Genomic DNA, 21,443 nt, shown 5'->3' on the forward strand with positions numbered 1-21,443 from the left:
GGGTGGATCAGGGTAACAACCATTTTGATGTTGTCGCCCGGCATTACCATCTCTACGCCTTCCGGCAGTTCGATGGTACCAGTCACGTCAGTAGTACGGAAGTAGAACTGCGGACGGTAGCCTTTGAAGAACGGAGTATGACGGCCGCCTTCGTCTTTGGACAGAATGTACACTTCAGATTCGAACTTGGTGTGCGGCTTGATAGAGCCCGGCTTAGCCAGTACCTGACCACGTTCGATTTCTTCACGTTTGATACCACGCAGCAGAACACCAACGTTCTCACCAGCACGGCCTTCGTCCAGCAGTTTGCGGAACATTTCAACGCCAGTACAGGTAGACTTAGCAGTCTCTTTGATACCAACGATTTCAACTTCTTCACCAACTTTGATGATACCGCGCTCTACACGACCGGTAACAACGGTACCACGACCGGAGATGGAGAATACGTCTTCGATAGGCAGCAGGAACGGCTTGTCAATCGCACGCTCTGGTTCTGGGATGTAAGAATCCAGGAAGCCAGCCAGTTCGATGATTTTCGCTTCCCACTCTGCTTCGCCTTCCAGCGCTTTCAGAGCAGAACCACGAACGATCGGAGTGTCGTCGCCCGGGAAATCGTACTGAGACAGAAGTTCACGAACTTCCATTTCTACCAGTTCCAGCAGCTCTTCGTCATCAACCATGTCGCATTTGTTCAGGAACACGATGATGTACGGAACGCCTACCTGACGACCCAGCAGGATGTGCTCACGAGTCTGCGGCATCGGGCCGTCAGTCGCAGCAACAACCAGGATCGCGCCGTCCATCTGCGCAGCACCGGTGATCATGTTTTTAACATAGTCGGCGTGGCCCGGGCAGTCTACGTGTGCGTAGTGGCGAGTCGGGGTGTCATATTCAACGTGAGAAGTGTTGATGGTGATACCACGAGCTTTTTCTTCCGGCGCGTTATCGATCTGGTCGAATGCACGAGCAGCACCGCCGTAGGTTTTAGCCAGTACGGTAGTGATTGCAGCGGTCAGGGTAGTTTTACCGTGGTCAACGTGGCCGATGGTGCCGACGTTAACGTGCGGTTTTGTACGTTCAAATTTTTCTTTAGACACGGCTATATTCCTTACTATAGTGCTCTCCCCTATGGAGAGAGCACGGGACTTAGGTTTTAATCCTGTGGATTATTTACCACGGGCTTCAATAACGGCCTGAGCAACGTTGTTCGGCGCATCGTCGTACTTCAGGAACTCCATGGAGTAAGAAGCACGGCCTTTGGTCAGAGAACGCAGCTGGGTTGCATATCCGAACATTTCAGACAGCGGAACTTCAGCATGGATAACAACGCCAGTGACGTTGGATTCCTGACCACGAAGCATACCACGACGGCGGCTCAAGTCACCGATTACGTCACCGGTGTTCTCTTCCGGAGTCTCTACTTCAACCTTCATGATAGGCTCAAGCAGAACTGGTTTCGCTTTCTTAAAGCCATCTTTGAAGGCGATAGAAGCGGCCAGTTTAAACGCCAGCTCAGAGGAGTCAACGTCATGGTAAGAACCGAAGTGCAGACGCACGCCCAGATCAACAACCGGGTAACCAGCCAGCGGGCCAGATTTCAGCTGTTCCTGGATGCCTTTATCAACGGCCGGGATGTATTCGCCAGGAATTACACCACCTTTGATGTCGTTGATGAACTCGTAGCCTTTCGGGTTTGAACCCGGCTCCAGCGGGTACATGTCGATAACAACATGACCGTACTGACCGCGACCACCAGACTGCTTAGCGTGTTTACCTTCGATATCGGTAACTTTCGCGCGAATCGCTTCACGGTAAGCAACCTGAGGTTTACCGACGTTCGCTTCAACGTTGAATTCACGCTTCATACGGTCAACGATGATGTCGAGGTGCAGCTCACCCATACCAGCGATAATGGTCTGGTTAGATTCTTCGTCAGTCCATACGCGGAATGACGGGTCTTCTTTCGCCAGACGGCCCAGAGCCAGACCCATTTTTTCCTGGTCAGCTTTGGTTTTCGGTTCTACCGCGATGGAAATTACCGGCTCAGGGAATTCCATACGTTCCAGAATGATCGGGTGATCCGGGTCACACAGAGTGTCACCAGTGGTCACGTCTTTCAGACCGATTGCAGCAGCGATATCGCCCGCGCGAACTTCTTTGATCTCTTCACGTTTGTTAGCGTGCATCTGTACGATACGGCCGAAACGTTCACGTGCAGTTTTCACGGAGTTCAGGATGGTGTCACCGGAGTTAACCACACCAGAGTACACACGGAAGAAGGTCAGGTTACCCACGAACGGGTCGGTAGCGATTTTGAATGCCAGAGCAGCAAACGGCTCGTCATCGCTAGCATGACGCTCAGCAGGAGTATCTTTACCGTCGTCCAGAATACCGTTGATCGCAGGTACGTCTACTGGGGATGGCAGGTAATCAATTACCGCATCCAGCATCGCCTGAACACCTTTGTTCTTGAACGCAGAACCACAGGTTACCAGGATGATTTCGTTGTTCAGAACGCGCTGACGCAGAGCTTTTTTGATCTCTTCTTCAGTCAGTTCTTCACCACCCAGGTATTTCTCCATCAGCTCTTCTGAAGCTTCTGCAGCGGACTCGATCAGGTTCTGGTGCCATTCTTCAGCCAGTTCCTGCATGTCAGCCGGGATATCTTCATAAGTGAAGGTTACACCTGCATCTTCTTCGTTCCAGTTGATGGCTTTCATTTTCACCAGGTCAACAACACCGGTGAACGCTTCTTCAGCGCCAATTGCCAGCTGCAGCGGAACAGGGTTCGCGCCCAGACGGGTTTTGATCTGACCAACAACTTTCAGGAAGTTCGCACCCATACGGTCCATTTTGTTAACGAACGCAATGCGCGGAACTTTATATTTGTTTGCCTGACGCCATACGGTTTCAGACTGAGGCTGAACACCACCAACTGCGCAGTAAACCATTACTGCACCATCAAGCACACGCATGGAACGTTCTACTTCGATAGTAAAGTCAACGTGCCCCGGGGTGTCGATGATGTTTACGCGATGCGGTTCATACTGCTTAGCCATACCAGACCAGAATGCAGTAGTCGCTGCGGAGGTGATAGTAATACCACGTTCCTGCTCCTGCTCCATCCAGTCCATGGTGGCTGCGCCGTCATGAACTTCACCGATTTTATGGTTTACACCGGTGTAGAACAGAATACGTTCGGTAGTAGTGGTTTTACCGGCGTCGATGTGCGCACTGATACCGATGTTACGGTAGCGCGCGATGGGTGTTGTACGAGCCATTTGATTCCTCGTTTATCTTTTAGGCGTTCAATTTAAGTAGCCCAAAGCGGGCTGCTTACTAGAAGCGCCCGCCTGGTGACTAAAACTCCGAAGGGATTACCAACGGTAGTGTGCGAACGCCTTGTTGGCTTCTGCCATACGGTGAACGTCTTCACGTTTCTTAACTGCAGTACCTTTGTTTTCTGCAGCATCAGAAAGTTCGTTCGCCAGGCGCAGAGCCATGGATTTATCACCGCGTTTACGAGCAGCTTCAACGATCCAACGCATTGCCAGAGCATTACGACGGACCGGACGGACTTCAACTGGTACCTGATAAGTAGAACCACCAACGCGGCGAGACTTAACTTCGACAGTCGGGCGCACGTTTTCGAGAGCTACTTCGAAAGCTTCCAGTTCGTTTTTACCAGAACGCTGAGCCAGGGTCTCCAGCGCGCTGTATACGATAGTTTCGGCAGTAGATTTTTTACCATCTACCATCAGGATATTTACAAATTTAGCCAGCAGTTCTGATCCGAACTTCGGATCCGGCAGAATTTTACGCTGACCAATGACGCGACGACGTGGCATGGAAATACTCCGTTGTTAATTCAGGATTGTCCAAAACTCTAAGAGTTTAGTTTGACATTAATATAAAACGTTTGGCCTTACTTAACGGAGAACCATTAAGCCTTAGGACGTTTCACGCCATACTTGGAGCGTGATTGCTTACGGTCTTTAACGCCGGAGCAGTCAAGCGCACCACGAACGGTGTGGTAACGAACACCCGGGAGGTCTTTTACACGACCGCCACGGATCAGGATCACGGAGTGCTCCTGCAGGTTGTGACCTTCACCACCGATGTAGGAAGTCACTTCAAAACCGTTAGTCAGACGAACACGGCAAACTTTACGCAGTGCGGAGTTCGGTTTTTTAGGAGTGGTAGTATATACACGAGTACATACGCCACGTTTCTGCGGGCATGCTTCCAGCGCAGGCACGTTGCTTTTTGCAACTTTGCGTGCACGTGGTTTGCGTACCAGCTGGTTAACTGTTGCCATTAAATAGCTCCTGGTTTTAGCTTTTGCTTCGTAAACACGTAATAAAACGACCTCATACAATATGAGGACGCAGAATTTTAGGTCGGTGTCGAAAAGGTGTCAAGAAATATACAACGATCCCACAATTACCAGGACATCTGGCTGGGATGCTTCACCGTAAGTCTGACGAAGTCAGTATAGCTAACCCTGACGACACTGTCTGAAATTTGACCACTCAACCCGCGGGCCTTAATGTCTTCTTCCAGTACATAGACCTTAATGGAGGCATTTTGCAGACTTTCAAGGAAGCGGCTGCCTTCGATTGCCGCCGTCACACCATCCTGGAGCAATAAAAGTTCATCGTCTTTATCTATCAGGCGAAGAAGAGAGGAGAAATCGGTAAGCCACGCGGAGCGATGTAGTGTGTGCAGCATGAGAGTCTCAAAACCTTAAAATGACGTCAAAGTTGCCTAACTCACGGCGTAAATCTTCCGGTTCAAGCGCTGTCGCATCGACCACAAAATTAACCCCCTGCTGAAGGCCCCGCTCGCGTAATGAAGCGGCGCACAGCCAACATTGATCGATATCGTACAACCCTAACAGCTTGAAGGTTGCGATATAGTCTCGCGCCAGCACGGCATCCGGTTGTTGTCCCTGGAGGATTTGAAAGACGCCATCGCCGATAAAAAACACGCCGAGGTCTTCCGTTAATGCAGATGTCGCCAGCAATGCATCTAATCCTTCACGGCCTGATGCGCTGCCGTGCGGTACGGTAGAAAAAACAAAAGCAACACGTTTCATCAGAACTGCACCACGCGATCGCAGGTCAGGGATGCCTCAGCCAGCGATCCAAGCCCGCTGAGGTTAAAACCTGGTTGTAAATTAGCCCCTGCCAGCCCCAGCCGCTTTGCCTCAGTTTCATCAACAACGCCGCGACGCAACGCCGCCGCCACGCAGATATTCAGCGTTACACCATGCTGTTGGTTCAGCTGTTGCCAGGCCCGCACCAGATCATATTCATCACTGGCGGGTGAAGTCAGGAAATTGGCGTTATATACACCTTCACGATAGAAAAAGACGCTGCATAACTCATGCCCTTCTTCGAGAAGCGCATGAGCAAATTGCAACGCGCTACTCGCCTGCTGCGTGCCATAAGCAGGCCCTGTCACCATGATGGCAAAACGCATTACTTGTCTTGCCCCTGGAAATCGCCGCTTTTGAACTGACGAATATAGAGGTAGACCGTATGTTTGGAGATGTTCAGCCGATCGGCGACCTGGTTGATGGCATCTTTAATATCGAAGATGCCTTTCTCATATAAATTCAGGACGATCTGGCGGTTCTTCGCGTTGTTGGAAACATTGCGATCGGCATTCACTTCTTCGATCGTGAATTCCAGCGTCTGGGTAACCAGATCTTCCACCGAAGAAGCGAAGTTGACGGCAGAGCCCACTTCCGGGGTTTCCGGTGGGATAAAGGTATTCATTATCTGCGAGAAAGGAACATCAAGGTTCATGTTGATGCACAGCAGACCAATCACGCGATGCTCACGGTTGCGAATGGCAATCGTCACCGACTTCATCAAGACACCGCTTTTCGCACGTGTGAAGTAACACTTCGACACGCTGCTATCCGCACCCGTCATATCATGCAGCATACGCAACGCAAGGTCGGTAATCGGTGAGCCAATTTTACGGCCCGTGTGTTCACCGTTAGCAATGCGGATGGCCGAGCATTTCAAATCCTGCAAAGAGTGCAATACGATTTCACAATGGGAACCAATGAGCATCGCCAACCCGTCCACTACCGCTTCGTAGGATTTGAGGATATCGAAGTCGGTTTGATCGAAAGGACGTTGATCCAGCAAATCTAGCTCACTGGTTTCGTTGGTTAAAAGCGACCTGGACATGAAAAAAAGCACTCCTTTTCAGGAGCCTGTCGTTATGTTGTCAGGGCAGGCTCATCACTATTATAGGGGCATCTAAAGTAATACAGCGCACAAGGCGCTTTCCAGTATTAATTATATCCTGTCGATAATAAAAAACCGCCGCCCTGTGGGCGGCGGTTTTTGTTAGCTTATTTTTTGCTGCTGTCTGCAGCTTTATCTGCCGGTGCAGCATCTGGCTGCGCGTCAGCTTTCGGTGCCGGTTTGATGTCTAACAGTTCAACATCAAAGACCAGCGTAGAGTTGGCCGGAATACCCGGGACGCCGGTTTTGCCGTAAGCCAGATCCGGTGGGATAACCAGCTGGATTTTGCCGCCTTTCTTGATATTTTTCAGGCCTTCAGTCCAACCAGGGATTACACCGTCAAGACGGAAAGACAGCGGCTCACCACGGGTGTAGGAGTTATCAAACTCTTTACCATCGATCAGCGTACCTTTGTAGTTGACTACCACCGTATCGCTGTCTTTCGGTGCAGCGCCAGTACCTTCTTTCTCTACTTTGTAGACCAGGCCAGTAGAAGAGGTTTTAACGCCTTTCTCTTTAGCAAATTTCTCGCGGTAAACTTTACCTTTGGCTTCGTTGTCAGCCGCGTCTTTTTCCATTTTCGCCTGAGCGGAGCTCTTCACGCGCGCTTCAAACGCCTGCAGAGTTTGTTCGATTTCCTGGTCAGACAGTTTGCTCTTGTCTGCAAACGCATCCTGAACACCAGCGATCAGCTGATCTTTATCCAGTTTGATGCCCAGTTTTTCCTGCTCTTTCAGAGAGTTTTCCATATAACGACCCAGGGACGCGCCCAGCGCGTAAGCGGCTTTTTGGTCGTCATTCTTGAATGCTGCTTTGCTGTCAGCAGTAGCGGCTGGTTTCGCAGCATCAGCAGCGAAGGTGATCGGGGCATGCAGAGCAACAGCCATTGTGGTCGCCAGCAGCGTTACTTTAAACAGTGATTTCATCCATATCTCCAGGGCCGGGGCATCTCACCCCAGGGTTAGCTAACATAAAAATGTACTATAAAGCGTTGCAGAACAAATCAACATACAGGCACGCCCTATTATCACCACTTTTCAGACTCTTTTTGTTTAAATTAGTTTCGTTACCGAAGATTGAGTGCTGTGCAAACAGGCAAAGTTAAGTAGAATTCGCCGCAGTCCGCGATCTGCCGGAGAAAAAAGAAAGAGGTGAATCATGCAGGATACAACAATGGAAACTCGCCTGGCTGAACTGGAAAGTCGCCTGGCATTTCAGGAGATCACCATTGAAGAGCTCAACGTGACGGTGACCGCGCATGAACTGGAAATGGCCAAACTGCGCGACCATCTGCGTCTGCTGACAGAAAAGCTCAAAGCAACGCAGCCGTCCCACATTGCGTCGCAGTCTGAAGAGACCCCGCCGCCACATTATTGAGACGTAAAAAAAGCGGGGATATCCCCGCTTTTTTGTGCCGGATGACGACGTAAACGTCTTATCCGGCCTACGGTAGGCCTGATAAGCGTAGCGCCATCAGGCAATCATACCGATCAGTGGCAACCGCAGCCGCCGCCGTTACCTTTACCGCTACCGCCGCAGCAGCCTTCGCCACCGTGCTCGTGACCATGGTCGTGACCGTGGCCGTGACCACCGCAGCAACCGTCATGACCGTGGTCATGATCGTGGTCGTGACCGTGCGCACCGTGAACGTGGCCGTGAGCCAGTTCTTCTTCGGTCGCTTCGCGGATAGCAACAACTTCTACGTTGAATTTCAGATTCTGGCCAGCCAGCATGTGGTTACCGTCAACCACAACGTGGTCGTCTTCCACTTCGGTAATTTCTACCGGTACTGGACCCTGGTCAGTTTCAGCCAGGAAACGCATGCCAACCTGCAGTTCGTCAACGCCCATGAAGACGTCTTTAGGAACGCGCTGCACCAGGTTTTCGTCGTACTGACCGTATGCGTCGTTTGCGCCAACAGCAACATCGAATTTGTCGCCAACTTCATGACCGTCCAGCGCTGTTTCCAGGCCAGAAATCAGGGAACCGTGACCATGCAGGTAGTCCAGCGGTGCACTCACCGGAGACTCATCAACCAACACACCGTCTTCTGTACGTACCTGATAGGCCAGGCTGACCACCAGGTCCTTTGCTACTTTCATGATATCTCCTGAGCATGGAAAGAATAGTGGCGCAGATTGTAGCGGAATTCTGCACCCGTGTACCCTCTAGCTTAAAAAAAGCTGCGCCATATCGCTAGTCCGGATGAAAAATCCCGATCACTTGCTCTTCTTTGCGAACGTGCTCGCGCGCCTCTTTATCCGCTTCCCGCATCTGATGACCGCACTTAACACACTCAACAATATCGATATTATTTTCGCGCCACATCGCCAGCGTATCCTGCGACTGGCAGGACGGACATTTTGCACCTGCGATAAAACGTTTACGAATTGCCATGGTTATCCTCTACTCAAATTCATCCCAGCCATCCAACTGACGTCGCTCTTGCTGCATCTCTCGTTGGAAAATTTCCTCCAGCTCGCGTCGGGCTTCCCTGGCTCGAGAGATTTGTACCGTATCTGTATGCATGGGGATCAGTTCCCGCAGCATGCGCATATCCAGCCGCCGAAAATGCAGCTGAGCGCGCTGAGCCTGGTGCGGATGCATTCCCAGTGTAACCAGCGTTTTACGCCCCAACTCCAGCGCACTGGAGAACGTTTCGCGGGAAAACTGCGTCACACCAGCCTGTAATAACTCATGTGCCTCTACACGTCCGCGCGCTCGCGCAAGAATTTGCAAATGCGGAAAATACTGTTGGCACAGTTCCACCAGTTTCATGGTGTCTTCAGGCTCATTACACGTAATAACAATAGATTGCGCCGCCTCTGCCCCTGCGGAGCGCAACAGTTCCACCTGCGTGGCATCACCGTAATAAACCTTATGGCCATATTTACGCATCAGATTCACCGCGCTGATATCCCGCTCCAGAACGGTAATGCGCATTTTATTGGCCATCAACAGGCGACCAATAACCTGACCAAAACGCCCAAACCCCACCACAATCACCTGCGGTTTATCATCTTCCACCCAGGGTTTTTCATCTTCCTCATCCGTGCCGTTAAACTGGCGGGAGAGCCATTTATCAATCAGCTTCATCACCAGCGGTGTGGTCATCATCGACAGCGTGACGGTCACCAGCAGCAACGCCATTTGGTCGCCCTGAAACAGCCGTTGCGAGGATGCCGTTGAAAACAGCACGAAAGCGAATTCACCACCCTGACTTAAAACCCCGGCAAATTGCATCCGTTCAGAGCTTCTCATGCCGTTAAGACGCGCCAGCACATACAGCACCAGCATTTTTACGACCACCAGCACTATCACGCTCGCTGCCACCCACAGAATATGGGTGTAGAGCACGCCGAGGTTGAGCGACATGCCAACGGAGATAAAAAACAGCCCGAGCAACAGGCCTTTAAACGGATCGATTGCCGTTTCCAGCTCATGTCGGTATTCGCTTTCCGCCAGCAGCACGCCCGCGATAAACGTTCCCAGCGCCATTGACAGCCCCAGCGCATCCATAAATAGAGCAGAACCCAGCACCAACAGCAGCGTGGCAGCGGTGAACACTTCCCGCACGCCAGAATCCGCAATAAAGCGGAAAACCGGACGCAGCAAATAGCGACCGCCAATCAGCATGCCGGCAAAGGCCAGCACCTTCATTCCCACTTTGATCCAGTCAAAATGTTCGTCAGCAGAACCCGCCAGCAGCGGAACCAGTGCCAGCGCGGGGATCACCGCCAGATCCTGAAACAGCAGTACCGAAAAACCCAGTTGTCCGGATTCACTGCGGTTCATGCCTTTTTCGCGCATCAACTGTAGCGCCATAGCGGTCGATGACATCGCCAGACCAATGCCGCCAACCACTGCCGCCTGCCAGGAGAACGCAGTGAGCATCAATAATCCGGCCAGCACCACCACGCTCAGCATCACCTGCGCGGCACCGACGCCAAAAATTGAACGCCGCAGTTGCCACAGTTTGGCGGGATTAAGTTCCAGCCCAATGATGAACATCAGAAAGACTACGCCCAGCTCGGAGAAGTGCAGAATTTCATCCACATCGCTGATGAATCCTAATCCCCACGGGCCGATAGCAATACCCGCCAGCAAGTAACCCAGCACAGGACCGATACCCAGCTTTGAGGCCAGGGGAACTGCAGCCACCGCCGCGAAGAGGAACAACACTCCCGCTGTCAATAAATCAGAACCTTCCATTAGCGGCCTCCCACAGGGATCGGATTCGCCAGCCAGTCACCATACGCTTTCGCATGGCTGTCCAGCTCCTGCTTCGTTTGCCGTCTGGCCCAGTAAACGATAATTGGGCTCATCCAGTGCATGCGGCACATACCGGCCGTTAGCTCGAAAGGACGCAGCACATCGCTCATTGGATAACGGTTTAGCGCGTCATAGCGGTAGGCGCTTTCCGGTTCTCCGGTCGTGATAACGCTCCGCCAGTACTTTCCCGCCAGTTGATTCCCTCCGGGACCGCTGGCAAATCCGCGGCTCAGTACGCGGTCAAGCCATTCCTTTAACAGCGCCGGACAGCTATAGGTATAGAGTGGGTGCTGAAAAACAATCACATCATGCTCACGCAGCAGCGCCTGTTCATGCGGAATATCGATAAAAAAATCAGGATAGTGCGCGTAAAGGTCGTGCACGGTAACATTGCTGAGCTGCATGGCCGGTTTAAGCAGAACACGGTTCGCGACCGAGTCCTGAGATTCCGGATGGGCATACAGCAGCAAGACTTTCGCTGGCTGGAACATCATCCCCCTCCCGGTTTTGTCTTTTGTCTATTTTCGACGTTTTGGGCTACCATTGCGCCTCGGTGCGGCAAACGGCCCGCACATTACATTATCATAATGATAAATTAACATAGTCTGAACATACGGCGCCTTATGATTGTTTTCTCATCGTTACAAATTCGTCGCGGCGTGCGCGTCTTGCTGGACAATGCTACGGCCACCATTAATCCAGGGCAGAAGGTTGGCCTGGTGGGTAAAAATGGCTGCGGTAAATCTACCCTGCTGGCATTGCTGAAAAATGAACTCAGCGCCGACGCTGGAGGATTTACCTATCCGGGAAACTGGCAGCTCGCGTGGGTGAATCAGGAAACGCCTGCGTTGCCACAGCCCGCGCTGGAGTACGTCATTGACGGCGACCGCGAGTATCGTCAACTGGAAGCGCAGTTGAACGACGCTAACGAACGTAACGATGGACATGCCATTGCCACTGTCCATGGCAAGCTGGATGCCATCGACGCCTGGACTGTGCGCTCACGCGCCGCCAGCCTGCTGCATGGCCTCGGCTTCTCCAACGAACAGCTTGAGCGCCCGGTCAGCGACTTCTCCGGTGGCTGGCGTATGCGTCTCAACCTGGCCCAGGCGCTGATTTGCCGTTCAGACCTACTGCTGCTCGATGAACCCACCAACCACCTCGATCTCGACGCGGTGATCTGGCTGGAAAGATGGCTGAAAAGCTATCAGGGTACGCTGATTTTGATCTCCCACGATCGCGACTTCCTCGATCCGGTTGTAGATAAAATTATTCATATCGAACAGCAAACCATGTTCGAGTACACCGGCAACTACAGCGCGTTTGAAATCCAGCGTGCGACGCGCCTCGCACAGCAACAGGCAATGTACGAAAGCCAGCAGGAGCGCGTGGCGCATCTGCAAAGCTATATCGATCGTTTCCGCGCTAAAGCAACGAAAGCGAAGCAGGCACAGAGCCGTATCAAAATGCTGGAACGTATGGAGCTGATTGCCCCAGCGCACGTGGACAACCCGTTCCACTTCAGCTTCCGTGAGCCGGAAAGCCTGCCAAACCCGCTGCTGAAGATGGAAAAGGTCAGCGCTGGCTACGGCGATCGCGTCATTCTCGATTCGATCAAACTGAATCTGGTGCCGGGTTCCCGCATCGGCCTGCTCGGTCGCAACGGCGCGGGTAAATCGACGCTGATTAAGCTGCTGGCCGGCGAACTGGCCCCTGTCAGCGGCGAGATTGGCCTGGCGAAAGGCATCAAGCTGGGCTACTTCGCGCAGCACCAGCTGGAGTTTTTACGCGCCGATGAATCACCCATTCAGCATCTGGCACGCATGGCACCGCAGGAGTTGGAACAGAAACTGCGTGACTACCTGGGTGGATTCGGCTTCCAGGGCGATAAAGTCAGCGAAGAGACACGCCGCTTCTCCGGTGGCGAAAAAGCGCGTCTGGTGCTGGCGTTGATCGTCTGGCAGCGCCCTAACCTACTGCTGCTCGATGAACCGACCAACCACCTGGACTTGGATATGCGTCAGGCGCTGACCGAGGCGCTGATCGACTTTGAAGGTGCGCTGGTTGTCGTCTCGCACGACCGTCACCTGATCCGCTCCACCACCGACGACCTCTATCTGGTACACGACAAGAAAGTCGAGCCGTTTGATGGCGATCTGGAGGATTATCAGCAGTGGCTGAGCGATGTCCAGAAACAGGAAAACCAGGGCGACGAACCGGCTAAAGAGAGCGTTAACAGCGCCCAGGCGCGTAAAGACCAGAAGCGCCGCGAAGCGGAACTGCGCTCCCTGACGCAGCCGCTGCGTAAAGAGATTACCCGTCTGGAAAAAGAGATGGAGAAACTGCACGCACAGCTGGCGCAGGCGGAAGAAAAACTCGGCGACAGCGAACTGTACGACCAAAGTCGCAAAGCCGAACTTACCGCCTGTTTGCAGCAGCAGGCCAGTGCGAAATCCGGGCTGGAAGAGTGTGAAATGGCCTGGCTGGAGGCTCAGGAGCAGCTTGAGCAAATGCTCGCCGAGTAGTCATGGTTGCCGGAGAAGGCGAAGCTGCCATCCGGCGCCAGAACCGAAAATGCCTGATGAGGACGCTCGCGCGTCTTATCAGGCCTACGTTTCGTTGACGTAGTTGTGACCCAATCTCGCGTAACCTGCTGACTGACTAGCGACAAAATCACATATTGGCTAACCCGCACGCGCTGTGCGCGGTATAGTTACTCTTTCCGATTATTAATTGCTCCGGTGTTATGGTTGAAATCACGTCCACAGAAATGACCCCACCTACCGACGATTCGCGAGAATTCCGCCCGATGCGCGGTATCAGTAACCGCCATCTGCAGACGATGCTGCCGCGTTTAATTCGCCGCAAGGTGAAGTTCGACGCCCACTGGCAGCGTCTGGAATTGCCCGACGGTGATTTCGTCGATCTGGCGTGGAGCGAAGATCCGCAACAGGCGAAACACAAACCGCGCCTGGTGGTTTTTCACGGTCTGGAAGGCAGTCTAAACAGCCCCTACGCACATGGCCTGATTGAAGCAGCACAAAAGCGCGGCTGGCTGGGCGTGGTAATGCATTTTCGCGGCTGCAGCGGCGAACCCAATCGTCTGAACCGCATTTATCACTCGGGCGAAACAGAAGATGGCACCTGGTTTTTACACTGGCTGGAGCGTGAGTTCGGTCGCGTACCGACCGCGGCGGTAGGTTATTCACTCGGTGGAAACATGCTGGCTTGCCTGCTGGCAAAAGAAGGCAACGATATTCCGATAGATGCGGCGGTTATCGTTTCTGCACCTTTCGTGCTCGAAGCCTGTAGCTACCATATGGACAAGGGCTTCTCCCGGGTCTACCAGCGCTACCTGCTCAATCTGTTGAAAGCCAATGCCTCACGTAAGCTTGAAGCTTATCCAGGTTCGCTGCCGGTGAGTCTGGCCCAGTTGAAATCTTTGCGCCGCATTCGCGATTTTGACGATCTAATCACTGCCAAAATCCACGGTTTCGCCGATGCTATAGACTATTACCGCCAGTGCAGCGCCATGCCGTTGCTCAATCGGATCGCCAAACCAACGCTGATTATCCATGCGAAAGACGATCCGTTTATGGATCATCATGTGATCCCGAAACCGGAAAATCTGCCCTCACAGGTGGAGTACCAGCTTACTGAACACGGCGGCCACGTTGGATTTATAGGTGGCACGGTGCGCCGTCCTGAGATGTGGCTGGAATCAAGAATCCCGGACTGGCTGACAACGTATCTGGAGGCATCATCATGATTATCCCATGGCAAGATATCTCCCCGGACGCGCTGGACAATTTGATTGAAAGCTTTGTCTTGCGCGAAGGCACCGATTATGGTGAACATGAACGCTCGCTCGAACAAAAAGTCGCCGACGTCAAACGCCAACTACAATCAGGTGAAGCCGTGCTGGTGTGGTCTGAACTGCATGAAACGGTCAACATTATGCCGAGGAAGCAGATTCACGAGTAATCCGTAGCCGCCGGCCGACTTTACTATAATTACAACCATTTCATGGAGTTGTTATGTCTGCCAAACATCCGGTGATTGCGGTAACAGGATCCAGCGGCGCGGGGACCACTACCACCAGCCTCGCGTTTCGTAAAATTTTCGCGCAGTTAAATCTGCGCGCCGCCGAGGTGGAAGGTGACAGTTTTCATCGCTATACCCGTCCGGAAATGGATATGGCGATTCGCAAAGCACGCGATGCCGGGCGGCATATCAGCTATTTTGGCCCCGAAGCTAATGACTTCGGCTTGCTGGAACAAACCTTCATCGAATACGGTCAGACGGGCAAAGGCCAGTCGCGAAAATATCTGCACACTTACGATGAGGCCGTACCATGGAACCAGGTTCCGGGGACATTCACGCCCTGGCAGCCGCTGCCTGAACCGACGGATGTACTGTTCTACGAAGGGCTGCACGGTGGTGTCGTCACCCCGCAGCAAAACGTGGCCCGGCATGTTGATCTGCTGGTTGGCGTGGTACCTATCGTAAACCTGGAATGGATCCAGAAGCTGACTCGCGATACCAGCGAGCGTGGCCATTCGCGTGAAGCGGTGATGGACTCGGTGGTGCGCTCAATGGACGATTACATCAATTACATCACGCCGCAGTTTTCCCGGACGCATATTAACTTCCAGCGCGTACCGACCGTCGATACCTCTAATCCCTTTGCCGCTAAGAGTATTCCGTCACTGGATGAAAGCTTTGTCGTGATTCATTTTCGTAACCTGGAAGGGATCGACTTCCCGTGGTTACTGGCCATGCTGCAGGGCTCATTCATTTCCCATATCAATACGTTAGTCGTACCTGGCGGCAAAATGGGTCTGGCGATGGAATTGATTATGCTGCCGCTGGTACAGCGACTGATGGAAGGTAAGAAGATAGAGTGATTTAGTCTTTTGCCTGATGGCAGCTGATGCCTTATCCGGCCTACGCGTTTATATCCTGTAGGCCTGATAAGTGAAACGCCATCAGGCATGGCATCACGCAGCAGCAACCACTTCATAGGAATGGGTAATATTCACTGCCTTTTCCAGCATCAACGCTACGGAGCAGTATTTTTCCGCTGAAAGATCGACGGCGCGGGAGACAGACGCATCTTTCAGATCGTTACCCGTTACGATGAAATGCAGGTTGATGTGGGTAAACAGGCGCGGCGCTTCATCACGACGCTCTGAAGTCAGTTTCACTTCGCAGTTGGTCACATCCTGACGACCCTTTTGCAGGATCGATACAACATCAATTGCGCTACAACCGCCAGCAGCCATTAATACCATTTCCATCGGGCTCGGCGCTTTATCACCGGAGTTACCGTCCATCAAAATTTGGTGACCAGAGGCGGACTCACCGAGGAAGGTTAACCCCTCAACCCACTTTACACGCGCTTGCATATTTCGTAACTCCAATGTTTCAATTTTCCTGACAGATTACGCGCACATAACAATTCTCGCAACGGAAGGCGACCTGCGTCATGCTGAAGCGAGACACCAGGAGACACACGGCGAAAGCTATGCTAAAACAGACGGGATGCTACAGTAATACATTGACGTACTGCATGTATGCAGAGGACATCACATTACAGGCTGCAGTATATTTTTGACAGCCCCTTTCCCAGGTAGCGGGAAGCATATTTTTGCAAACCCAGAGGCAGCGTCGTTTTCTGGCTCTGGAGACAGCTTATAACAGAGGATAACCGCGCATGGTGCTTGGCAAACCGCAAACAGACCCGACTCTCGAATGGTTCTTGTCTCATTGCCATATTCATAAGTACCCATCGAAGAGCACGCTGATTCACCAGGGTGAAAAAGCGGAAACGTTGTATTACATCGTTAAAGGCTCCGTGGCAGTGCTGATCAAAGATGAAGAAGGGAAAGAAATGATCCTTTCTTATCTGAATCAGGGCGATTTTATTGGTGAATTAGGCCTCTTCGAAGAAGGTCAGGAACGTAGCGCCTGGGTACGTGCCAAAACCGCATGTGAAGTCGCTGAAATTTCCTACAAAAAATTTCGCCAATTAATCCAGGTCAACCCGGATATTCTGATGCGCCTGTCTTCTCAGATGGCTCGTCGTCTGCAGGTCACGTCTGAAAAAGTGGGCAACCTTGCCTTCCTCGACGTAACCGGTCGTATCGCGCAGACTCTGCTGAATCTGGCGAAACAGCCTGATGCGATGACCCACCCGGACGGCATGCAGATTAAAATCACCCGTCAGGAAATCGGCCAGATCGTTGGCTGCTCCCGTGAGACCGTCGGTCGTATTCTGAAGATGCTGGAAGATCAGAACCTGATCTCCGCACACGGTAAGACCATCGTCGTCTACGGCACGCGTTAACCCCATCGAAGTGGCGCGTTACCCAGTAATGCGCCACTTTTGTTTACTCCGATGTGGCGAAGACTGATATACCACCCAGAGATCAACTACGCACTACGACAAACGCTGGTGCTATGTTTACCTGTGGCTGTTGGTCTGATCATCGGTCAGCTTCATTTGGGGCTTCTCTTTTCCCTCGTCCCTGCCTGCTGCAACATTGCCGGTCTTGATACTCCGCACAAGCGCTTTTTCAAACGCTTAGTCATTGGTGCATCGCTGTTTGCCGGGTGCAGTTTGATCATGCAGTTACTGCTTGCGCAAACTATACCGTTACCATTGATCCTCACCGGCCTGACGCTGATTCTTGGCGTAACCGCCGAGCTAAGCCCTTTGCATGCGCGATTACTGCCAGCCTCGCTTATCGCGGCGATTTTCACGCTCAGCCTGGCCGGGAATATGCCCGTCTGGGAGCCGCTGCTGATTTACGCGCTGGGCACGTTATGGTACGGCCTGTTCAACTGGTTCTGGTTCTGGATGTGGCGCGAGCAACCGCTCCGCGAATCGCTCAGCTTGCTGTACCGTGAATTAGCCGATTACTGTGAAGCCAAGTACAGCATGCTGACCCAGCATGCCGACCCAGAAAAAGCGCTGCCTCCCCTGCTGGTTCGCCAACAAAAGGCAGTGGATCTGATTACCCAGTGCTATCAGCAAATGCATATGCTATCGGCACATCACAACAACGAATACAAACGACTGCTGCGAGCCTTTCAGGAGGCGCTGGATTTACAGGAGCATATTTCCGTTAGCCTCCACCAACCAGAAGAAGTGCAAAAACTGGTTGAGCGTAGCCACGCGGAGCAGGTAATTCGCTGGAACGCGCGAACCGTCGCCGAACGCCTTCGGGTACTGGCCGATGATATTTTGTATCACCGCTTACCGACCCGTTTCTCGATGGAAAAGCAGATTGGCACGCTGGAGAAAATCGCCAGGCAGCATCCGGACAATCCGGTGGGGCAATTTTGCTACTGGCACTTCAGCCGTATTGCCCGCGTGCTACGGACCCAGCGTCCGCTGTATGCCCGTGACTTAATGGCTGACAAGCAGCGTCGGTTGCCGCTGATCCCTGCCCTGAAAAACTACCTGTCGTTGAAATCCCCAGCGCTGCGCAATGCCGGACGCATCAGCGTTATGTTGAGTATCGCCAGCCTGATGGGCAGCGCCTTACACCTGCCAAAGCCTTACTGGATTTTGATGACAGTCCTGTTTGTTACGCAAAATGGCTACGGGGCGACCCGGGTGCGCATCTTACACCGTTCCGCAGGTACGCTCGTTGGACTGGTTATTGCTGGCGTCACGTTGCACTTTCATATTCCTGAAGGTTTCACGCTGGCGGCCATGCTGCTGATCACCCTGGTGAGCTATCTGATCATCCGTAAAAACTACGGCTGGGCTACCGTCGGTTTTACGGTAACGGCGGTATACACCCTGCAACTGCTGACGCTGAACGGGGAAGAGTTTATCGTGCCGCGGTTTGTCGATACGGTCATTGGCTGCTTAATCGCCTTTGGCGGCACGCTCTGGCTGTGGCCACAGTGGCAGAGCGGTCTGCTGCGTAAGAACGCCCACGATGCGTTAGAAGCCGACCAGGAGGCCATTCGTCTGATCCTCAGCAACGATCCACAGGCCACGCCGCTGGCGTATCAGCGCATGCGGGTCAACCAGACGCAAAACACGCTGTTCAACTCGCTGAACCAGGCAATGCAGGAGCCGGGATTTAACTCGCACTACCTTGCAGACATGAAACTGTGGGTCACGCACAGCCAGTTCATCGTTGAACACATCAACGCGATGACCACGCTGGCAAGGGAACATACAATGCTGACGCCGGAGTTGGCGCAGCGGTATCTGGAGTCCTGTGAAATTGCGCTCCAGCGCTGTCAGCAGCGGCTGGAATATGATGGGCCGGGAAGCTCGGGAGATGTGAATATTCTCGAAGCGCCAGAGATGCTGTCCCATGGTCCGTTAAGCACTCTTGAGCAGCATCTGCAGCGGGTTCTTGGGCACCTGAACACCATGCATACCATTTCGTCGGTAGCATGGCGTCAGCGACCGCACCACGGGATCTGGCTGAGCCGCCGGTTGCGGGATATGAAGGGTTAAGCTCGACTGCCGGATGCGCTACGCTTATCCGGCCTACGAATCACAGCTTACCCTGTACGCCATCCGGCAATCAGCCCACCACTTTCGCTACCGCCTGCGCGAAGCGCTGCATCCCTTCATCGATATCCGCCTGCTCCACCACCAGCGACGGCGCGAAACGCATTACGTCTGGCCCGGCGTTCAGTACCATCACGCCTTCGTGCGCGGCGGCATAGAGGAAATCGCGCGCCCGGCCTTTAAACTGCGGCTTCAGCTCGGCGCCAATCAGCAGCCCCATCCCGCGAATATCGCTGAAAATGTCGAACTGTTGATCAATCTTGTGCAAATGCTGGACAAACGTCTGACGTTTGGCCTGAATGCCTCCCAGCACTTCCGGCGTGTTGATGATATCAAACGCTGCCCCCGCTACCGCGCAGGCCAGCGGGTTACCGCCGTAAGTGGAGCCGTGCGAACCCACGTGGAACGCGGAGGCAATCTCTTGAGTGGTCAACACCGCGCTCACCGGGAAGCCGCCACCGAGCGCCTTCGCGCTGGTGAGGATATCCGGCGTCACGCCGTAGTGCATATAGGCAAACAAATCGCCGGTACGCCCCATCCCGCTCTGCACTTCATCAAATACCAACAGCGCCTGGTGCTGGTCACAAAGTTCACGCAAACCTTGCAGGAATTCCGGCGTTGCCGCAGTGACGCCGCCCTCTCCCTGAATAGGCTCAACCACCACCGCGCAGGTGTGATCGTCCATCACCGCTTTGACCGCATGCAGATCGTTAAACGGGACATGGATGATATCCGCCGGTTTTGGCCCAAAGCCGTCGGAGTATTTCGGCTGCCCGCCAACGGATACGGTAAACAGCGAACGGCCGTGAAACGCATTATGGAAGGCAATGATTTTGGTTTTGAACGGGCTATGACGCACGCAGGCATAGTGGCGCGCCAGCTTAAAGGCGGTTTCGTTGGCTTCAGTACCGGAGTTCATGAACAGCACGCGCTCGGCAAAGGTCGCATCAATAATTTTACGGCCTAAGCGCAACGCCGGTTCGTTGGTAAAAACGTTGCTGGTATGCCACAGGGTTTCGCCCTGAGTTTTTAACGCCTCAACCAATGCCGGATGGCAATGCCCTAACGCGGTCACTGCAATGCCGCCCGCGAAATCAACATACTCTTTGCCCTGTTGATCCCACACTCGACTCCCTTTTCCTTTTACCGGGATAAACTCAGCCGGTGCATAAATCGGCAGAATCACTTCATCGAATGTCGCACGCGTAATTGCAGTTTGTTCAGTTGCCATGTCATTACCACCCTGTTAAGCAGAAACGCCAGTGAAATTATAATCACAAAATATGAATAAAAAATCACTGAATAGCAACTACAAATCAGCGATTGAGGAAATTAGCCAGTAGCTGATGCCCCTGTTCGCTGAGAATACTCTCCGGGTGAAACTGTACCCCTTCCATATCCCACTCGCGGTGACGAATGCCCATTATCTCCTGCGTTTCACTCCAGGCTGTTACCTCAAAGCACTCGGGAAGCGTCTCAGGGGCAACCACCAGAGAGTGGTAGCGCGTCACCGTTAATGGGTTAGCGAGTCCCTGAAAAACACCCTGCCCGGTATGGGTAATCGGCGAGGTTTTACCGTGCATCACTTTAGCCGCCCGAACTACGTTCGCGCCAAAGGCCTGCGCCATCGCCTGGTGACCAAGACAAACACCCAACAAGGGAAGCTTACCGGCGAAATGACGAATAACGTCCAGTGAGATACCGGCGTCATCCGGCGTGCATGGCCCAGGGGAAATCACGATTTTTTGCGGGTTCAGCGCGTCGATTTGCGCCAGCGTCAGATCGTCGTTGCGCCGGACAAGGACATCAGCGCCCAGTTCGCAGAAGTATTGGTACAGGTTCCAGGTAAAAGAATCATAGTTATCAATAAGCAGGATCATGGCGGCTCCGGTACATAAGAACCGCGCTATTCTACTCAGTTTCCGGGGCTTCGCTTACCACTTTACGAAATATCGCCCGCAATGCAGACAGGTCACCCATCGCCCCGCTCTGATTAGCCTGATTCCACTCTTCAACCGGAATGCCATCCCAGCTCAGCATATATCCGGCATGAATCGCTAACTGTTCGAAGAAAATACGCTGCGCCAGGCCACTGCCAATGCGAAACGGATGCAGCACATTGATTTCGCAATAATAGTGCGCAAGACGATCGACAAACTTGTCTTCCGGCAATCCCACCAGCCAGGACTCATCTTCCAGGTCCTGCATCAGCGCATTGCCCTCTTTCTCGATATAGGCGAAATGGCAAAAGCGAGTATCGCCCTGGTAAATATCGACTTCGCGGGTGATGCTGCCAACTTACTGATTTAGTGTATGATGGTGTTTTTGAGGTGCTCCAGTGGCTTCTGTTTCTATCAGCT

22 protein-coding genes and 2 pseudogenes are annotated in these 21,443 nt (G+C 53.0%); 7 read left to right on the forward strand and 17 right to left on the reverse strand.

The features are described 5' to 3' along the window. The 9 genes from tuf to fkpA form a co-directional block, all read right to left on the reverse strand. The coding region (gene tuf, locus OGX92_RS07065; protein WP_118262821.1) for an elongation factor Tu at nt 1-1,097 on the reverse strand (1,097 nt) is incomplete at its 3' end. A 69-nt stretch (nt 1,098-1,166) separates the two neighbouring features. Further along, nucleotides 1,167-3,281 (reverse strand): elongation factor G, encoded by a 2,115-nt coding sequence (gene fusA, locus OGX92_RS07070; protein ID WP_003023659.1) that lies wholly within the window; start codon nt 3,279-3,281, stop codon nt 1,167-1,169. 96 nt (nt 3,282-3,377) lie between these two features. Continuing rightward, nucleotides 3,378-3,848 (reverse strand): 30S ribosomal protein S7, encoded by a 471-nt coding sequence (gene rpsG, locus OGX92_RS07075; protein WP_003023657.1) that lies wholly within the window; start codon nt 3,846-3,848, stop codon nt 3,378-3,380. Nucleotides 3,849-3,943: 95 nt separating this feature from the next. Continuing rightward, nucleotides 3,944-4,318, reverse strand: a complete 375-nt coding sequence (gene rpsL, locus OGX92_RS07080; protein WP_003023654.1) for a 30S ribosomal protein S12 — start codon at nt 4,316-4,318, stop codon at nt 3,944-3,946. Between the two features lie 125 nt (nt 4,319-4,443). Next, the gene (tusB, locus tag OGX92_RS07085) at nt 4,444-4,731 is read right to left on the reverse strand and encodes a sulfurtransferase complex subunit TusB (RefSeq protein WP_003023651.1); all 288 of its coding nucleotides are present in this window, start codon (nt 4,729-4,731) and stop codon (nt 4,444-4,446) included. A gap of 7 nt (nt 4,732-4,738) precedes the next feature. Then, complete coding sequence (tusC, locus tag OGX92_RS07090) at nt 4,739-5,098, reverse strand: sulfurtransferase complex subunit TusC (RefSeq protein WP_003827771.1); 360 nt, start codon at nt 5,096-5,098, stop codon at nt 4,739-4,741. After that, nucleotides 5,098-5,484 carry a sulfurtransferase complex subunit TusD gene (gene tusD / locus OGX92_RS07095; protein WP_003827770.1) on the reverse strand — a complete coding sequence of 129 codons (387 nt, stop codon included), beginning with the start codon at nt 5,482-5,484 and terminating at the stop codon, nt 5,098-5,100. The genes tusC and tusD overlap by 1 nt, the downstream gene beginning before the upstream one ends. Beyond that, nucleotides 5,484-6,206: a helix-turn-helix transcriptional regulator gene (locus OGX92_RS07100; protein ID WP_003023643.1), complete on the reverse strand. Its 723-nt coding sequence runs from the start codon at nt 6,204-6,206 to the stop codon at nt 5,484-5,486. Before OGX92_RS07100 ends, tusD begins: the two co-directional genes overlap by 1 nt. A 167-nt stretch (nt 6,207-6,373) precedes the next feature. Further along, nucleotides 6,374-7,192 (reverse strand): FKBP-type peptidyl-prolyl cis-trans isomerase, encoded by an 819-nt coding sequence (fkpA, locus tag OGX92_RS07105; protein WP_003827768.1) that lies wholly within the window; start codon nt 7,190-7,192, stop codon nt 6,374-6,376. 232 nt (nt 7,193-7,424) lie between these two features. On the opposite strand from fkpA, the gene OGX92_RS07110 reads away from it, so the two are divergent. Beyond that, nucleotides 7,425-7,643: a protein SlyX gene (locus OGX92_RS07110; RefSeq protein WP_003023639.1), complete on the forward strand. Its 219-nt coding sequence runs from the start codon at nt 7,425-7,427 to the stop codon at nt 7,641-7,643. A gap of 113 nt (nt 7,644-7,756) precedes the next feature. On the opposite strand, the gene slyD is transcribed toward OGX92_RS07110, so the two are convergent. From slyD to kefG, 4 genes are all read right to left on the reverse strand, one after another. Beyond that, nucleotides 7,757-8,368, reverse strand: a complete 612-nt coding sequence (gene slyD, locus OGX92_RS07115) for a peptidylprolyl isomerase (protein ID WP_003827764.1) — start codon at nt 8,366-8,368, stop codon at nt 7,757-7,759. A gap of 94 nt (nt 8,369-8,462) precedes the next feature. Beyond that, nucleotides 8,463-8,663, reverse strand: coding sequence for a YheV family putative zinc ribbon protein (locus OGX92_RS07120; protein WP_003023632.1), 201 nt, complete (start codon nt 8,661-8,663; stop codon nt 8,463-8,465). Nucleotides 8,664-8,672: 9 nt separating this feature from the next. After that, on the reverse strand, nt 8,673-10,478 hold the full coding sequence (gene kefB / locus OGX92_RS07125) for a glutathione-regulated potassium-efflux system protein KefB (protein ID WP_286586373.1): 1,806 nt from the start codon (nt 10,476-10,478) through the stop codon (nt 8,673-8,675). Further along, nucleotides 10,478-11,029: a glutathione-regulated potassium-efflux system ancillary protein KefG gene (gene kefG, locus OGX92_RS07130; protein WP_003023629.1), complete on the reverse strand. Its 552-nt coding sequence runs from the start codon at nt 11,027-11,029 to the stop codon at nt 10,478-10,480. The genes kefB and kefG overlap by 1 nt, the downstream gene beginning before the upstream one ends. A 132-nt stretch (nt 11,030-11,161) precedes the next feature. Between kefG and OGX92_RS07135 the strand changes: the two genes are divergently transcribed. The 4 genes and pseudogenes from OGX92_RS07135 (at nt 11,162) to OGX92_RS07150 (ending at nt 15,445) form a co-directional block, all read left to right on the forward strand. After that, the gene (locus tag OGX92_RS07135; RefSeq protein WP_286586374.1) at nt 11,162-13,063 is read left to right on the forward strand and encodes an ABC transporter ATP-binding protein; all 1,902 of its coding nucleotides are present in this window, start codon (nt 11,162-11,164) and stop codon (nt 13,061-13,063) included. A gap of 175 nt (nt 13,064-13,238) precedes the next feature. Further along, nucleotides 13,239-14,307 (forward strand): annotated as a pseudogene (locus OGX92_RS07140) (hydrolase). Next, entirely contained in the window at nt 14,304-14,522 is a 219-nt protein-coding gene (locus OGX92_RS07145) for a YheU family protein (protein WP_003023615.1), read from the forward strand. Before OGX92_RS07140 ends, OGX92_RS07145 begins: the two are co-directional and overlap by 4 nt. A gap of 53 nt (nt 14,523-14,575) precedes the next feature. Then, complete coding sequence (locus OGX92_RS07150; protein WP_003827751.1) at nt 14,576-15,445, forward strand: phosphoribulokinase; 870 nt, start codon at nt 14,576-14,578, stop codon at nt 15,443-15,445. A gap of 93 nt (nt 15,446-15,538) precedes the next feature. Here OGX92_RS07150 and OGX92_RS07155 read toward each other — a convergent pair whose 3' ends face one another. Beyond that, on the reverse strand, nt 15,539-15,946 hold the full coding sequence (locus tag OGX92_RS07155; RefSeq protein ID WP_003827750.1) for an OsmC family protein: 408 nt from the start codon (nt 15,944-15,946) through the stop codon (nt 15,539-15,541). Between the two features lie 308 nt (nt 15,947-16,254). Here OGX92_RS07155 and crp point away from each other — a divergent pair, with 308 nt between their 5' ends. Continuing rightward, nucleotides 16,255-16,887 carry a cAMP-activated global transcriptional regulator CRP gene (gene crp, locus OGX92_RS07160; RefSeq protein ID WP_000242758.1) on the forward strand — a complete coding sequence of 211 codons (633 nt, stop codon included), beginning with the start codon at nt 16,255-16,257 and terminating at the stop codon, nt 16,885-16,887. A 51-nt stretch (nt 16,888-16,938) separates the two neighbouring features. After that, a complete protein-coding gene (locus OGX92_RS07165; RefSeq protein ID WP_286586375.1) occupies nt 16,939-19,026 on the forward strand; it encodes a YccS/YhfK family putative transporter in 2,088 nt (695 codons plus the stop codon). Between the two features lie 70 nt (nt 19,027-19,096). Here the strand turns inward: OGX92_RS07165 and argD are convergent, their stop codons facing one another. The 3 genes and pseudogenes from argD to OGX92_RS07180 form a co-directional block, all read right to left on the reverse strand. After that, entirely contained in the window at nt 19,097-20,314 is a 1,218-nt protein-coding gene (gene argD / locus OGX92_RS07170) for a bifunctional acetylornithine/succinyldiaminopimelate transaminase (protein WP_003827712.1), read from the reverse strand. A gap of 85 nt (nt 20,315-20,399) precedes the next feature. After that, on the reverse strand, nt 20,400-20,963 hold the full coding sequence (gene pabA / locus OGX92_RS07175) for an aminodeoxychorismate synthase component 2 (protein WP_003827711.1): 564 nt from the start codon (nt 20,961-20,963) through the stop codon (nt 20,400-20,402). A gap of 31 nt (nt 20,964-20,994) precedes the next feature. Next, nucleotides 20,995-21,366: pseudogene (locus tag OGX92_RS07180) on the reverse strand (putative adenosine monophosphate-protein transferase Fic); the annotation flags it as partial. Nucleotides 21,367-21,443 lie beyond the last annotated feature (77 nt).

Origin of the sequence: Citrobacter sp. Cpo089 (assembly GCF_030332695.1) — a bacterium.
GTDB classification, from domain to species: Bacteria; Pseudomonadota; Gammaproteobacteria; order Enterobacterales; family Enterobacteriaceae; genus Citrobacter; species Citrobacter portucalensis.

What these genes read in the sequence shown, in the direction of transcription:
- tusD (WP_003827770.1), bottom strand. Translation starts at nt 5,484, where the DNA reads ATGCGTTTTGCCATCATGGTGACAGGGCCTGCTTATGGCACGCAGCAG.
- OGX92_RS07165 (WP_286586375.1), top strand. Translation starts at nt 16,939, where the DNA reads ATGTGGCGAAGACTGATATACCACCCAGAGATCAACTACGCACTACGA.
- OGX92_RS07135 (WP_286586374.1), top strand. Translation starts at nt 11,162, where the DNA reads ATGATTGTTTTCTCATCGTTACAAATTCGTCGCGGCGTGCGCGTCTTG.
- kefG (WP_003023629.1), bottom strand. Translation starts at nt 11,029, where the DNA reads ATGTTCCAGCCAGCGAAAGTCTTGCTGCTGTATGCCCATCCGGAATCT.
- slyD (WP_003827764.1), bottom strand. Translation starts at nt 8,368, where the DNA reads ATGAAAGTAGCAAAGGACCTGGTGGTCAGCCTGGCCTATCAGGTACGT.
- crp (WP_000242758.1), top strand. Translation starts at nt 16,255, where the DNA reads ATGGTGCTTGGCAAACCGCAAACAGACCCGACTCTCGAATGGTTCTTG.
- kefB (WP_286586373.1), bottom strand. Translation starts at nt 10,478, where the DNA reads ATGGAAGGTTCTGATTTATTGACAGCGGGAGTGTTGTTCCTCTTCGCG.
- tusB (WP_003023651.1), bottom strand. Translation starts at nt 4,731, where the DNA reads ATGCTGCACACACTACATCGCTCCGCGTGGCTTACCGATTTCTCCTCT.
- OGX92_RS07145 (WP_003023615.1), top strand. Translation starts at nt 14,304, where the DNA reads ATGATTATCCCATGGCAAGATATCTCCCCGGACGCGCTGGACAATTTG.
- fkpA (WP_003827768.1), bottom strand. Translation starts at nt 7,192, where the DNA reads ATGAAATCACTGTTTAAAGTAACGCTGCTGGCGACCACAATGGCTGTT.
- rpsG (WP_003023657.1), bottom strand. Translation starts at nt 3,848, where the DNA reads ATGCCACGTCGTCGCGTCATTGGTCAGCGTAAAATTCTGCCGGATCCG.
- tusC (WP_003827771.1), bottom strand. Translation starts at nt 5,098, where the DNA reads ATGAAACGTGTTGCTTTTGTTTTTTCTACCGTACCGCACGGCAGCGCA.
- OGX92_RS07150 (WP_003827751.1), top strand. Translation starts at nt 14,576, where the DNA reads ATGTCTGCCAAACATCCGGTGATTGCGGTAACAGGATCCAGCGGCGCG.
- pabA (WP_003827711.1), bottom strand. Translation starts at nt 20,963, where the DNA reads ATGATCCTGCTTATTGATAACTATGATTCTTTTACCTGGAACCTGTAC.
- fusA (WP_003023659.1), bottom strand. Translation starts at nt 3,281, where the DNA reads ATGGCTCGTACAACACCCATCGCGCGCTACCGTAACATCGGTATCAGT.
- rpsL (WP_003023654.1), bottom strand. Translation starts at nt 4,318, where the DNA reads ATGGCAACAGTTAACCAGCTGGTACGCAAACCACGTGCACGCAAAGTT.
- OGX92_RS07110 (WP_003023639.1), top strand. Translation starts at nt 7,425, where the DNA reads ATGCAGGATACAACAATGGAAACTCGCCTGGCTGAACTGGAAAGTCGC.
- OGX92_RS07155 (WP_003827750.1), bottom strand. Translation starts at nt 15,946, where the DNA reads ATGCAAGCGCGTGTAAAGTGGGTTGAGGGGTTAACCTTCCTCGGTGAG.
- OGX92_RS07120 (WP_003023632.1), bottom strand. Translation starts at nt 8,663, where the DNA reads ATGGCAATTCGTAAACGTTTTATCGCAGGTGCAAAATGTCCGTCCTGC.
- argD (WP_003827712.1), bottom strand. Translation starts at nt 20,314, where the DNA reads ATGGCAACTGAACAAACTGCAATTACGCGTGCGACATTCGATGAAGTG.
- OGX92_RS07100 (WP_003023643.1), bottom strand. Translation starts at nt 6,206, where the DNA reads ATGTCCAGGTCGCTTTTAACCAACGAAACCAGTGAGCTAGATTTGCTG.